The organism is Acidobacteriota bacterium (genome assembly GCA_039028635.1).
Taxonomy (GTDB): Bacteria; Acidobacteriota; Thermoanaerobaculia; order Multivoradales; family JBCCEF01; genus JBCCEF01.
On sequence record JBCCHV010000038.1, the window covers coordinates 21,605 to 34,996 of the forward strand.

The following is a 13,392-nucleotide window of genomic DNA, read 5'->3' on the forward strand; positions in this document are numbered from 1 at the left end:
TCTTTTCGCTCCGCCTCGGCGGCGGGCGAAGAGCGGCCCTCGGTGGTCATCGGTGGTGGCTTCGGCGGCATGGCGGCGGCTCTTCGCCTGCGTGCCGCCGGCCATGCCGTCGTCCTGATCGAGCGCCTCGACCAGCTCGGCGGCCGGGCGCGGGTGTTCGAGCGCGACGGCTTCACGTTCGATGCCGGGCCGACGGTGATCACGGCCCCCTTTCTCTTCGAAGAGCTCTTCGAGCTGTTCGACAAGCGGATCGAGGATTACGTCGAGATGGTGCCTGTCGAGCCTTGGTACCGCATGCTGTTTCCGGACGGTCGCCATTTCGACTATGGCGGGACCTTGGAGGACACCCTCGCCGAGATCGCTCGCTTCGAGCCTGCCGACCAAGACGGCTACCGGCGCTTGCTGGCGCACTCCCGGCGTCTCTTCGACAAAGGATTCACGGAGCTCGCCGACCAACCCTTCGGCTCGCCCTGGGACATGCTGCGGGTCGTGCCCGACCTGATGCGCCTGCGGGCCGATCGCTCGGTCTCGGCGCTGGTCGCCAAGCACCTCCGGCACCCTCTGTTGCGTCAAGCCTTCAGCCTTCACCCGTTGCTGGTCGGAGGCAATCCCTTCACCACCACCAGCATCTACAGTCTGATCCACTACCTCGAGCGGCAGTGGGGTGTGCACTTCCCCATCGGCGGTACCGGAGCCCTGGTGGCGGCCCTCGGCCGGTTGCTCGCCGAGGTCGGCGTCGAGGTGCGGCTGGCCACCACCGTCGACGAGATCGAGGTGACGGACGGCCGGGCCCAGGGCGTGCGATTGGCTTCCGGCGAGCGCATCGCGGCGGCGCGAGTGATCTCGGCCGGCGATCCGGCCTTCGTTTACAAGCATCTCTTGGGCCCCGAAGTCCGCCGCCGCTGGAGCGATCGTCGACTCGAGCGCTTGCAGTACTCGATGGGTCTCTTCGTGCTCTACTTCGGCACCGATCGGGTCTACCCGGAGGTCGCGCACCACACCATTCTGTTCGGACCGCGCTTCGAGGGTCTGCTGGCGGACATCTTCGAGCGCCGCACCCTGGCTTCCGATTTCAGCCTTTATCTGCACCGTCCGACGGCGACCGATCCGGGATTGGCGCCGGCCGGTCAGGACGGTTTCTATGTGCTCTCGCCGGTACCCAATCTCAGTGCCGACATCGATTGGCAAACGGTCGGCCCGCAGTACCAGGAGAGCATCCTGCGGCATCTCGAAGCTCGACTGTTGCCGGATCTCCGGCGACACCTGGTGACCGCCTTCCACGTCACGCCGCGCTACTTCCGCGACGAGCTGCTGAGCGTGCGCGGTGCCGGTTTCTCGGCCCAGCCGGTGCTGCGGCAATCGGCCTGGTTCCGCTTTCACAACCGCTGCGCCGACATTCGGGATCTCTACTTCGTCGGCGCCGGCACCCATCCCGGCGCGGGAGTGCCGGGAGTGCTGTCGTCGGCCAAGGTGCTCAGCAACGTGTTGGCGCGGGAGGGAGTGGCGGCATGACGACGACGATGCAGAGCCTGACGGCCCAGCAGCTCATGCGGCGACGGGGATCGACCTTCGCCTGGGCCGGCATGCTGCTGCCGGCGGAGCAGCAGCGCGATATCGCGCGCCTCTATGGCTTCTGTCGCACGGTCGACGATTGGGCCGATGAAGGAGGGGATCCGGCGGCGGCCGGGTTCCGCCTCGAGGCTTTGCGGCGGGCCCTGCGGCGGGGCGATGACGGTCATCCGGAAGGAGCGGTCCTGCTGGCGCTGGCCGAGCGCTACGGATTCGGCGTCGAGCCGGCGATTGCCCTCCTCGATGGCATGCTCGAAGACTTGGGGTCGGTGCGGGTGCGGACTCGCGGCGAGCTGGTGCGCTACGCCTATCGCGTGGCCGGCACCGTCGGCGAGATGATGTGCCCCATCCTCGGCTGCCGCAACGCCCGCGCGGTGCCCTTCGCCATCGATCTCGGCATTGCGATGCAGCTCACCAACATCGCTCGCGACGTGCTCGAGGATGCCGAGCGTGGTCGCATTTACCTGCCGCTGCCGCCGGGAGTCGAGGCCGGCGACCTGCTGGCCGGCCGCCCGGCGGCTCGCGAGGCGGCCTACGAGCAGGTGTTGGCGGCCCTGGCGCTGGCGGATCAGCACTATCGCAGCGCCGATCGGGGTGTGGCGCTGCTGCCGGCACGCAGTCGGCCGGCGGTGCTGGTGGCGAGCCGGGTCTACGAGGCGATTGGAAACGAGATTCGTCTGGGCGGCCGGCGGGCCTACTGGCGCCGGCGCGCGCGGGTCGGGAAGGGTCGCCGCCTGTGGCACTCGGCCCGAGCCCTGGCGGCACTGCCTCGCCTGCCCGCCGGCGGCCGTCACGAAGCGTGCCTCCATGCGCCCCTGGCGCGCCTCTCCGGCGGGCTGCCATGAACCCGGTGCAGGCCACCGGCGAGAGGTTCGACATCGTCATCCTCGGCGGTGGCTTGGCCGGTCTCAGCCTGGCCTGGCGCCTCGTCGATGGTCTCGGTCCGACGCGGCGGATCGCCATCGTCGAGCCGCGGGAGACCTATCGCGCCGACCGCACCTGGTGCTTCTGGAATCTCGAGTCGCACCGCTTCGAGCACCTGGTGGATCGCCGCTGGCACCGCTGGCGGGTTGCCGGCTCCTGGGGAGAGCTCGAGCGCGGCTCCCAAAGGCAGCCCTACGAGCGGGTGCCGGCGGAAGCGTTCTACGGCGCGGCCCTCGACCTGCTCGCTGACAGCTCGAATGTCGAGCTCGTTCTGGGGGCGCGGGCCGAACGGGTGGCTGAGCAGGACGGCGAGGTTAGCGTCACCACTTCCGCTGGCGAGCTGACGGCGTCGCTGGTCTTCGACAGCCGTCCGCCGTCGTCGCGATCGGGCGCCCTCGAGCAACGCTTCGCGGGCTGGCAGGTGCGTTCCGAGAACCCTTGTTTCGATCCCCGGGCGGTGACGTTGATGGACTTCCAGGAGGATCCTCGGGCGGAGGGTCTGCACTTCTTCTACGTTCTGCCCGACTCCCTCTTCGAAGCCCTGGTCGAAGACACCTGGATCGCGCCCGAGGGCGCTCCGGAGCCGATCCACGAGGATCACCTGCGGCGCTATCTCGAGGTCCGCTATGGATTGACCGAGTTCGAGATCGTGCGCCGCGAGTCGGGAGCGATCCCGATGGATCCGGGCCTCGCGCGGCGGCCGGTGCGGGGGCGGGTGTTGCCGCTCGGGACCCGCGGCGGCGCGGTGCGTCCCGCCACCGGCTACGCCTTCCTTCAGATTCAGCGCCAGTGCGACCGCCTCGCCCAGCAGCTCCTGCGCCGTTCGGACGAGCTGCCGGAGATCTCGATGCCATCGCCCATCTCCGGCCTCGACCGCTGGATGGACACGCTCTTCCTGGCCTACCTGCGGCGTCACCCTCGCCGTATGCCGCAGCTCTTCCGGGCGCTCTTCGAGCACACCCGGCCGGACGCCCTCAGTCGGTTCCTCGCCGGCGGCGGTTCCTTCGCCGATCGCTGGGCGGCGATGCGAGCCTTGCCGAAGCGACCGATGCTCGGCCAAGCCCTGCGCTGGGTGACCCACCATGGCTGATGCCACGGTCCTCGGGACTCACCGGCAGTTCTCGGCCTTGTTGCCCTGGGGGATGGCCTTTGCGGTGCCGACGGTGCCGGAGAACGTGCAGGTCGCCGTGCTGGCGATCGGGGTGGTTTGCCTCGGCTTGCCCCACGGTGCGCTCGATCATCTGGTCGCTCGGCCCGCCCTCGTGCCGCGCTGGGGGCGGGCTTGGCTACCGCTCTTTCTGCTCGCCTACCTCGGCCTCGCGGCGGTGGCCCTCGCGGCATGGATCTGGTTGCCGGCAGTGACCCTGCTGGCCTTTCTGGCGCTATCCGTCGTCCACTTCGGAGGCGATGCGTCCGACGGCGAGAAGCCTTCCCCGGCGGCCGTGATGGCCTGGGGCGGGGCGCCGGTGATTTTGCCCTGCTGGTTCCATCCCGCGGAGGTGGCGGCGGTTTTCGATTTGCTCGTGGTTGGAGGTGATGAGGGAGGTTTGGAGTCGATCGTGCGGGGAGCGGCGCTCCCCGCACTGCTTCTCTGGTCCGCGGCCGTTCTTTGGCACCACCGGGGCCTGCTGTACCGGATCGATCGCGCCCAGGGCCTCTCCTTGGCGACTCTCGTCGGGCTGGTGGTGCTGTTTGCCCGGCTTCCGCCCCTGATGGCCTTCGCGATCTACTTCTGTGGCATCCACTCGTTGCGACACCTTCTCGAGCTGCGTTCCGAGGTGCCGGCGGCGCAGGCGGCTCGTCCCGGCCGCTGGTTGGTCTTCCAAGCGGCGCCCCTGACCCTCGCCACGGTGGGTCTGGCCTTGCTGGCCGGGCCGGCCCTGACGGCTGACCTGCAGCTCTCGGAAGCGGTTCTGCGGCTGGTCTTCTGGGGCCTGGCGGCGCTCACCGTGCCCCACATGCTCCTCCTCCTCTGGTGGCATGCGGACCGCGCTTCCGGGCGCGAGGCGGCGGGATGAGCCGCGCCTCGAATCGCCATCGTCTTGCTGTCTGATTTCGAAGGATTTAGGAGAACGTCATGAATCGAGCTTTGTTGTGGGTTTGCGTGCTTTCTTTGCTGGCCGTGCCGGTGGCGGCTCAAGACTTCACCTGTCAGTCGGGCGAAGCCCCGGCCCCGGGCGGCGACGGCGTGTGGAGAATCTTCAAGCCGGTGGTGATGGCGAAAGAGTTCCAGCAGTCGATGCGTCCGCGGCGCTATCACCAGCCGTGGAAGAAACTGCAATACGTGGTGCCCTCGGAGACATCCTTGATCGAAGGTTTCGGCTCGCCCACCGGTGGCTCCGCCGATCAGTCGGAAGTCTTCCGCAGCGCCGATGTGCTGCCCCTCGGCATGGCCGAGCAAGAGGCCTGCGAGCGCTTCCGCAAGGCCAGCTTCTCGGTCTACTCGAAAGAGCGAGTCGACCGTGAGTTCGCGCGCCAGGACAGCGTCGAGACCCTGCTTTCCGAGGTCGAGAAGAAGATCGCCCGCCTGACCTCCGAGCTCACCAAGGCACAGCGCGCCAACCGGGCGCTCGCCAAGCGAGTGGGTGAGCTCGAGGCTCAGCAGGCGGCCGAGTAGGCGCTGCCGGGTTGAGGCCGGTCGACCTCAGCCCATCGCGCCGGGGTGTCCGGCGAGGCGGCGCAGGATGCCGAGCTGCCCGGCGTGGTAGGCCTGGTGAAAGGCCAACAGGACGGCGAAGGAGCCGACCGTCTCCGAAACGTCCCGGCGCGGCGAGATCGGTGACGGCGCCGCCAGCTCCTCGGGACTAATCTCCTGCAGACGGGCGATGATCCGCTGGTGGCTGCGCTCTAGGTCGGCCAGCAGCTCGGCGAGGGGCCGGGCGTCCTCCGCAGTCAACGGCCCCGCGCCGCGGTGGTAGGGCGCCATCGCCTCGCGGGAGGTGACGCGCTCGCCACCGAGCACCTGCAGCAGGCTGTCGCCGGTGTGGAGCAGATGGCCGAGCACCCAATTGGCGCAGGAGCCGCCGCCGGCAGGAAGCTGCAGGCTCTCCTCGTGGCGCAGGTCGGCGAGGTTCTGCCGCACCGCCCACATCGTCGTTTCGAGCTGCTGGATGACCGTGTCTCGCATGGTGCTCTCCCCTTTTCGTCGACGACGAAGTCGTCGCGGCGAGCGCAGTTCGAGACTCAGCTCGCGCTGCGCGGGTAGCGGCGCTTCATCTGGTACCGCCAGTCGAGATAGATCCCATGGTAACTCTCGCCGTGGGCATCTTTCTCGACTTCTTTGAGGAGCTCGATCTCCCGGGCCGTCAGCAGGCCGAAGCGGCGACGGGCGGTCAGCCGTGCGTGAACCGCCCACAGGATGGCGAGGGGGGTCTGTAGGCGGATGCGTCCGACGTCGTGGGGGCGAATCTCGACATTGATTCCGCCGGCGGCGCGCTGGCGTTTCTCGAGATCCTTGTTGAGCGCCTTGGCCTGTTGGACGACCTGAGTCTCGAGGCCTTGGCGGTGCTTCTCCTTGCCGCGCCGCCACCAGGACAGGTCCCGAGACATGCGCTTGAGCTCGGCATCCATGCACTCGCGGGCGCCGGATTGGAGCCTGCTCCAGTAGTCGATCAGGGCCTCCAGGAGCTTGCTGCCGTTCAGCGACTCGAGGTCCTCGCCGAGGTCCTCCTTGACCGCCTGGACGATGCCGGTGGCGGTGTCGATGGCGTGGTTCAGGTGCGGTGTCGGAACTTGCTCCGGCACCAGATCGCGCTTTTCGATGCTGTGAAACATAAAACCCATCAGCTCCGATTCGAGTCCTTCTTCCTGAGGTGGCGGCTGATCGAAGGGAATCGCCTGATCGAACCAGCGCTTCATTTCCGCTGGGTCCATGGCGGAGTCGACCACCGCATCGACGTAGTAGGTGAAAAGGGTGAGCTCGCACATGTCGAGGCCTTTACGCTTCTTGCGCTCGGCATCGACTCCCTTCTCCTCCTCGTCCGATACCTCGTCGAAGATCGGGTCCGTTTCGGTCTCGTCGCCGAGGGGGAAGTCTTCGTCCTCTCTGCCGAGCGGCTGCAGCAGCGTGAAGCGCGCCGACGGGTCGACGTGATCGCCGGTCTTCTTGCTCTTCCGCCGCTGCGCTTCTTTCTGCTGCTCTTCCTTGCGCCTTTCCTCGGCCAGCCAGCCTCTGAAGTCCTCGTAGGTGCCCGGGATGATGTCCTCGACCACGCCTTGCAGCGCGAAGGAGGCCGAAGATTCATTGTCGACCCGGCCATCGAAGGAGGTCTCCTTTTTGTGGTCGGCGCTCAATGTGAGGATCTTGATCGGCACCGACTCCGGAGGCATCGCGATCGGGTGCCAGCCCTTCTCGCTGTCTTTCCACAGGGCGATGGTCGAGACGGCGTCGAGGGCCTCTTTTCTTTTCTCGGCATTCAGGGGGCCGCTGGGCATCGAACGTTGGCTCATGCCGAGAGCGGTGATGGTCAGGACCGAGCTTCCCGGGTCGTCGGCGAAAACGCTGGCGTAGCGTGCCGACCAGCGCTCGCGCAGCTGCGGGCCATCGAGGAGGATGGCGGTCAGCAGGCTCGGACCGATGCCCCGAATCAGCTCCGAGACCGGGTCGAGGCGGGCCAAGTCTTCGCAGATCAGCGGGCAGATGGTGAGCCAGGAGTTGGCCGCCAGCACCGAAAGGCGGCGACGCACCACCTGGATGGCCTCCCACCAGGTGCGCCCGGCGGTGAGGAATCCACCCAGGCTGTACTGCTCGATCTGGCCGCCGTCGAGGCGCCAGCGATGGTGCTTGTCCTGCACCACGTCGTGCCAGCGGCCGGCGTAGTAGAGGGACAGGAAGACGCGGTTCGAAGCCCGGGTCTGATGCTCCACCTGCCAGTGGCGCTCGACCTCCGGGTCCTCCGACCTGCCGTTGCTCTCGTCCCGAAACTGCCCGCTGACGCCGGTGACGATCATCGGCATTTCGGAGGGGTGGAAGTGGGCTTCGAGCTTGCGCTTGAGGCGGGTGAGATCGCGCCGCGTCATGGCGCATTCCGGAAACACCATGACGTGGACCCGCCGTACCTCGTTGCGGACCCGGCGCAGCGCTTCGAGCAAGAGGTCGACGTCGAGGGTCTCGCCGGTCGGAGGCTTGTAGTGGAAGTAGCGCGCCCGACCGGAGATGGCGCCGGCCATCGGGTCGGTGGGTTGAAAGGCGGTGGCGTCGATCTCGAAGGGCCAAGGAACCACCATGATGTTGACGATGTTCTCGTCGGTGTTTTGCCACGGGAAGGCCCGCCAGGCGACGTCGACCTCGGTCTGATGGAAGGTCAGGTTGTTGGAGAAGACCCGCGGCGTGAGCCCGATCTGCGGGGTGCGCGATTTCGGCAACACGATGCCGGCGTACTTCGGTAGACGGCTGAGGGAGCCGCGCAAGGTCAGCAGGCAGTTGGCCTGCAGGAAGAACTTGGCGTTGCCGCGGCACTCGAGGTTCGAGGACTGGGGCTTGACCTGGTCGGCGCTCGCCCAGGGCGAGAACCCCAAACCGACGCCGCACATGGCCTCGTCGGCAATGCCGACCAAGCTCAGAAGCAGGCGGCAGAGCTCCCAGGAATTCGAGGTTCTGCAATCGTAGAGATCGTCGAGCTTTTCTTTGCGCAGCGCCCACAGGCGACCGATGTAATCCTTCTGCAGCGGGTGGGGGCTGCCGTCCTTGCAGACGATCCAATGCACCCATTGGTTGGCGAGATCGCGAGCCTGGGTCGGCCACTTGGGAGGCGGCCACGGGACTTCCTCGGCGCTGGCCGCCGGACTGTCCAGGGGAAGGTCGCCGTTCTTCCGGGTCGGTGGCGACGTCGCCCTTCGGTAAGAGCCGGTGGAGCGCAGGATCAAGGTGGCGAGAGCGAAAATGTCCGGCGGCCACTCGAACCAACGACCGAGAAGCATCTCGCTGCGGGTATTCCAGGCGAGGGGCTGACACTGGGCGACGAAGCCTTCGAGGGTCGTCGAATGCGGATCTCTGCTGGGCTTTGTGGCCATCATCCCTTCCCCTGAAAACACTTGAGACAAATCGAAAGAAAAATCTTGTCGTAATACTACCGTCGATGACCTGGCCGCTGGACGACTCCTGCCTCTTGGTGGATCGTGGTTTCGAGTGACGGCCTGCGGTGGTACCTTGACCACTCGACAGACTCCGGGAGCTGAAATCCGATGACCCGCCAGCAGTCCCTCCTCCACGTCGCCTTGGTGGTCGCCGATTACGACGAAGCCATCGCTTTCTATACGCGCAAGCTCGGTTTTTCCCTGGTCGAGGACACCTACCAGCCAGAGCAAGACAAGCGTTGGGTGGTGGTGGCACCGCCCGGGGCCCGCGAGTCGACCTTGCTACTGGCTCGCGCGGCGACCCCCGAGCAGGAGAAGTTCATCGGCAACCAGTCCGGTGGCAGGGTCTTTCTCTTTCTGCGCACCGACGACTTCTGGCGCGACTACGAGGCCTTTCGGGCTCGCGGAATCCGCTTCGTCCGCGAGCCCAAAACCGAGTCCTACGGCACCGTCGCCGTCTTCGAAGATCTCTACGGCAATCGCTGGGACCTGATCGAGCCGAGCTGAAGCTCGACAGCCGACTCTTGTCGAACCTCAACGCTGAGGTTCGAAGCACCTCTCAGACGCCGCAGCTTCGGCCTCGAGCTGCGCTCCGCCTCGGGAGCCGGCTGCAATCGAGCGAAGGCGGGGCCCCAGCAGGAGCCGCCTTCCTGCCCTTCTCCGGAGTCCTCCCTCCTCGGGTGTCGCCCGTAGTGCTTCATCTCCCTTAGCCGCGAGAGGTACGCGCGGAGGGGCACTGTATCCGGCGGATAGCTCGGGTTGAGAAATCCCCTTGATCAAATCGCGAGATTTCCTGCGCATGTCTCACGAAGTGGGGCGAACCTCGTCCTCCCACGCTGTCTTCGCGAGAAGAGTCGGGCAATCTGCTTTCAATCGACCAAGGGAAGATCATGACCGTTCACCAAGAAAATGGGCCAGTCAGTTCTTTTTGTGCCAGTTCGAAATCCTTGCCGGTTTCTCATCCGCCTCAGGGCCTTGGCGCGCTGCTCGTGGCGGTTTTGGTGATGGCCTGGCTCTTGGCCCCGGGAGTCCTTTCGGCAGCGACCTTCACGGTCGACAGCGTCGGAGACGCACCGGATATCGTGATCGATGGAGTCTGCGCGACGGCTGGCGGGGACTGCACGTTGCGGGCGGCAATCCTGGAAGCCAATGCGACTCCGGGCGCCGACGACATCGAGTTCTCGATTCCGGGAGCGGGGGTTCAAACCATCACTCCGGGAGGGCAGTTGCCTCCTTTGACGGAGGCCGTCACCGTCGATGGCTACACCCAGCCCGGCGCCTCTGCCAACTCTCTCGCCACGGGGTCCGATGCGGTCCTGCTGATTGAGCTCGAGGGCAGCGGGGCCGGTGCCGCTGCCGGCCTTCGGGTCCTGGCCTCCAATTGCACGGTTCGGGGTTTGGTCATCAACCGGTGGTCCGGGGCGGGAATCCTCTCTTTCGGGACGGTTTCCGGAGCGCTCTTCGAAGGGAACTTCCTGGGTATCAATGCGGCGGGAACAGCGGCTTTGGGCAACGCCGCCGGCATCTCCTTGACCGGCGCCGCCGTCACCGGTAACACCATCGGCGGCTCGACCCCAGCGGCCAGAAATGTCATTTCCGGCAACGGGTTGGGAGTCGCCCTCTCGAACGGTGCTGCTTCCAACGTGGTTGCTGGAAACTACATCGGCCTCAACGCCGCAGGGGACGCGGCATTGGGCAACGGCACCCAGGGTGTCGTGATCCAGGGAGCGGCGAGTGACAACACGGTCGGAGGTGGGGTCGGATTCGGCAATGTGATTTCCGGCAATGGCGCCTTCGGCGTTTGGCTTCGGGAAGCCGGCACCACCGGCAACAGCATCCAAAGCAACCTCATCGGCACCAATCCAGAGGGTCTCATCGCGCTGGGCAACCAGGGTGCGGGGGTGTCGATCTCCGATGGAGCCAGCGGCAACACCGTCGGTGGCGGCGGCAACAACGGCAATGTGATCTCCGGCAACGGCGCCCACGGAGTTCAAATTCGCTCCGCCGGCACGTCCGGTAACGTCGTCGCCGGCAACCTCATCGGCCCCGACGGCTCCGGTGCCGGTGCTTTGCCGAACAGCCTCGATGGTGTCTCGATTCTCGAAGGCGCCGCAGACAACACGATTGGTGGTACGGCCGGCGGTGCCGGCAACGTGATCTCCGGCAATACCCTGGCTGGAGTCGCCATTCTGGACCCGGCGACTACCGGCAACCTCGTTCAAGGAAACCTCATCGGCGTCGCGAGCACCGGCGCCGCCGCGCTTCCCAACGGCGACGACGGAGTGCGCATCGTGGCCGCGCCGTCCAACGTCGTGGGCGGCACGGCCGCTGGCGCTCGGAACGTCATCTCCGGAAACGGCGACAGAGGTGTCGAAATCTCCGACACGGCAGCGGTGCCCACTGCGACGGGCAACCGAGTGGAAGGCAACTTCATCGGCACCGATCTCGCCGGGACGGCGGCCCTTGCCAACGCCACGTCCGGTGTGATCGTGGTCAACGCGGGCCCCAACGCCATCGGTGGCACGGCCGCCGGTGCCGGCAACCTCATCTCCGGCAATACTCTCTCCGGCGTGCGCCTGTTCGGTGCGTTGACCACCGGCAATTCGATCGAAGGCAATCTGATCGGTACCGACGCTGCCGGCACGGCAGACCTGGGAAATGGGGCCTATGGGGTCCAGGCGGGCTCCTCGGCTGCCGCGAACCGCATTGGCGGTTCCTCGGCGGCAGCCCGCAACGTGATCTCAGGCAACGAGCTCGACGGTGTGTTCTTCTCTGAAAACTCCTTCGGCCACGTCCTGCAAGGCAACTTCATCGGCACGGATTTCAGCGGTGCGCTGCCCCTTCCCAACAGCGGCCACGGGATCCTCATCCTCGACTCGGCGGACAACGTCATTGGCGGGTTGGTCCTCGGGGCGGGCAACGTGATCTCCGCCAATCTGGGGAACGGCCTCACCATTCAAGGTGGGGGGGCCTCGGGGACGATCGTGCAGGGCAACAGGATCGGCACCACAGTCTCTGGATTGCTTCCCTTGGGGAACGCCTCGCGGGGCATCGCGGTCGGTGTGGGCTCGGCATCTACCCAGATTGGCGGCCTGGTGGTGGGCGCCGCCAATTTGATTTCCGCCAACGGGCAGGCGGGCATCCGCATGGTCGGCACGACCGCACCCACGGTCGAAGGGAATTGGATCGGCCCGGATGCCACGGGCACTGTGAGTCTGGGCAACGGGGATCAGGGGATTCAAGTGCTCGGTGGCACCGCCGGTGCGACCATCGGGGGGACCGCTACCGGAGCCCTAAATCTGATCTCGGGGAATTCCGGCGGCGGAATCTCCGTCACCGGAGGCTCCATCGCCACGGTGATCGAGGGCAATTGGATCGGTACGCAGGTGTCCGGCAGCGGTGCGTTGGCCAACTTGGCCTATGGCGTCAACGTCTCCGACGGCTCTTCTGGGACGGCCGTTGGTGGCCCCGACCCTGGCGCCGGGAACTTGATCTCCGGTAATTCGAGCGAGGGTGTGCGGATCGCGGGAGCGGGAACCTCCGGCACTCTCGTTCAGGGCAACTTCATCGGGACGAACGTCGCCGGGACAGCGGTCGTTCCCAATGGCGCCGGAATCTTCGTCACTGCCGGCAATGAAGTGTCTGTCCAAGACAACGTGATTCTGAACAATCCCCAGGGAATTCGGCTGGCCGGCGGCGCCACCTTCGCCGCCGGTTCGAGCCGAAACTGTGTCGTTTTCAACGGCGATGGCGTGTTGAACACGGCCGGGCCGGAGACGGCTTTCACCAACAACTGGTGGGGCTCCGCGGACGGCCCCTCGGGCGTGGGGCCGGGCAGTGGGGACACCGTCAGCGTCGACATTGCTTTCGCCCCGTTCCTGGCCGCCCCGCCGTCGGCTGCTTGTCCCACCAAGATGGCCGATCTGAGCATTGCCAAGACCGACTCTCCGGACCCGGTGGTGGCCGGCAACAGCTTGACCTACAGCCTCGAGGTCACCAACAACGGTCCCGACGATGCTTTCAACGTGGTGGTGAGCGACACGCTCCCGGCCGGTGTGACGCTGGTGAGCACGGCGGGTTGTAGTGAGGATCCCAACGGGGCTCCAACCTGCACCCTTGGTGCGATTGCCGCCGGGGCCAGCGCCGTGTACACCATCGAGGTCGACGTGGCCGTGGCCGCCGTCGGGCAGATCACCAACGTCGCGACGGTCTCCGCCACCACCGCCGATCCGGTCTCCGCGAACGACACCGCCAGCGAGGACACCACGGTGGAGGCGCCGGTGGCGGACCTCGCGATCACCAAGGTGGCGACTCCGGACCCGGTGTCAGCGGGAGAGATCTTGACTTACGACATCGAGGTCTCCAACGCCGGACCGGACCCGGCGACCAACGTGGTCGTCACGGAGACGTTGCCACCGGAGGTGACCTTCGTGAGGACCGCGGGCTGCGCCGAGGATCCCGACGGAGTGCCCACCTGTACTTTGGAAACGATCGCTGCGGGGGCGAGCGCCTCCTATGCCGTCGAGGTTGCCGTAGACCTCGATGCGTCGGGGACGATCTTCAATCAAGTGATGGTCTCTTCGGACGCAACGGATCCGAATCCGGGCGACGAGATCTTCACCGAGTCCGTGGAGGTGACGAGCCCCCTTGAGGAGATTCCCACCCTGAGCCCGGTGGGCTTGCTGGCCATCGTCCTGCTCCTCGGCCTGGCGGCGATGGCGGCCATGCGTCGGCGAGGCGTGGAGTAGGCAGCGGGCTTCACCGTCAGCCAAGGCCTCGGTCGATTGGGGGGGCCTTGGCTGACCCTGCCCCCGGGCGCGCGCG

Annotated in this window: 9 protein-coding genes; 7 read left to right on the plus strand and 2 right to left on the minus strand. The window is 66.6% G+C overall.

Annotation, left to right across the window (positions count from 1 at the left end):
• Positions 1-42: 42 nt before the first annotated feature.
• The 5 genes from crtI to AAF604_15740 are packed head-to-tail and all read left to right on the plus strand — an operon-like array spanning position 43 to position 5,110.
• Entirely contained in the window at positions 43-1,512 is a 1,470-nt protein-coding gene (gene crtI, locus AAF604_15720; GenBank protein ID MEM7051117.1) for a phytoene desaturase family protein, read from the plus strand.
• On the plus strand, positions 1,509-2,414 hold the full coding sequence (locus AAF604_15725) for a phytoene/squalene synthase family protein (GenBank protein MEM7051118.1): 906 nt from the start codon (positions 1,509-1,511) through the stop codon (positions 2,412-2,414). The genes crtI and AAF604_15725 overlap by 4 nt, the downstream gene beginning before the upstream one ends.
• Entirely contained in the window at positions 2,411-3,583 is a 1,173-nt protein-coding gene (locus AAF604_15730) for a lycopene cyclase family protein (protein ID MEM7051119.1), read from the plus strand. The genes AAF604_15725 and AAF604_15730 overlap by 4 nt, the downstream gene beginning before the upstream one ends.
• Positions 3,576-4,511, plus strand: a complete 936-nt coding sequence (locus AAF604_15735) for a Brp/Blh family beta-carotene 15,15'-dioxygenase (GenBank protein MEM7051120.1) — start codon at positions 3,576-3,578, stop codon at positions 4,509-4,511. The genes AAF604_15730 and AAF604_15735 overlap by 8 nt, the downstream gene beginning before the upstream one ends.
• Positions 4,512-4,570: 59 nt before the next feature.
• A complete protein-coding gene (locus tag AAF604_15740) occupies positions 4,571-5,110 on the plus strand; it encodes a hypothetical protein (protein ID MEM7051121.1) in 540 nt (179 codons plus the stop codon).
• A 27-nt stretch (positions 5,111-5,137) separates the two neighbouring features.
• Here AAF604_15740 and AAF604_15745 read toward each other — a convergent pair whose 3' ends face one another.
• Both AAF604_15745 and AAF604_15750 read right to left on the minus strand, forming a co-directional pair.
• Positions 5,138-5,620, minus strand: coding sequence for a DinB family protein (locus AAF604_15745; GenBank protein ID MEM7051122.1), 483 nt, complete (start codon positions 5,618-5,620; stop codon positions 5,138-5,140).
• A 56-nt stretch (positions 5,621-5,676) separates the two neighbouring features.
• On the minus strand, positions 5,677-8,508 hold the full coding sequence (locus AAF604_15750) for a hypothetical protein (GenBank protein ID MEM7051123.1): 2,832 nt from the start codon (positions 8,506-8,508) through the stop codon (positions 5,677-5,679).
• A gap of 168 nt (positions 8,509-8,676) precedes the next feature.
• On the opposite strand from AAF604_15750, the gene AAF604_15755 reads away from it, so the two are divergent.
• Both AAF604_15755 and AAF604_15760 read left to right on the plus strand, forming a co-directional pair.
• The gene (locus AAF604_15755; protein ID MEM7051124.1) at positions 8,677-9,075 is read left to right on the plus strand and encodes a VOC family protein; all 399 of its coding nucleotides are present in this window, start codon (positions 8,677-8,679) and stop codon (positions 9,073-9,075) included.
• 497 nt (positions 9,076-9,572) lie between these two features.
• Complete coding sequence (locus AAF604_15760) at positions 9,573-13,316, plus strand: IPTL-CTERM sorting domain-containing protein (GenBank protein MEM7051125.1); 3,744 nt, start codon at positions 9,573-9,575, stop codon at positions 13,314-13,316.
• The last annotated feature ends 76 nt before the right edge of the window (positions 13,317-13,392 follow it).

Coding starts and splice junctions, on each gene's coding strand:
- AAF604_15730 (MEM7051119.1), top strand. CDS start 2,411: ATGAACCCGGTGCAGGCCACCGGCGAGAGGTTCGACATCGTCATCCTC.
- AAF604_15725 (MEM7051118.1), top strand. CDS start 1,509: ATGACGACGACGATGCAGAGCCTGACGGCCCAGCAGCTCATGCGGCGA.
- AAF604_15750 (MEM7051123.1), bottom strand. CDS start 8,508: ATGATGGCCACAAAGCCCAGCAGAGATCCGCATTCGACGACCCTCGAA.
- AAF604_15735 (MEM7051120.1), top strand. CDS start 3,576: ATGGCTGATGCCACGGTCCTCGGGACTCACCGGCAGTTCTCGGCCTTG.
- AAF604_15760 (MEM7051125.1), top strand. CDS start 9,573: ATGGCCTGGCTCTTGGCCCCGGGAGTCCTTTCGGCAGCGACCTTCACG.
- AAF604_15745 (MEM7051122.1), bottom strand. CDS start 5,620: ATGCGAGACACGGTCATCCAGCAGCTCGAAACGACGATGTGGGCGGTG.
- AAF604_15740 (MEM7051121.1), top strand. CDS start 4,571: ATGAATCGAGCTTTGTTGTGGGTTTGCGTGCTTTCTTTGCTGGCCGTG.
- AAF604_15755 (MEM7051124.1), top strand. CDS start 8,677: ATGACCCGCCAGCAGTCCCTCCTCCACGTCGCCTTGGTGGTCGCCGAT.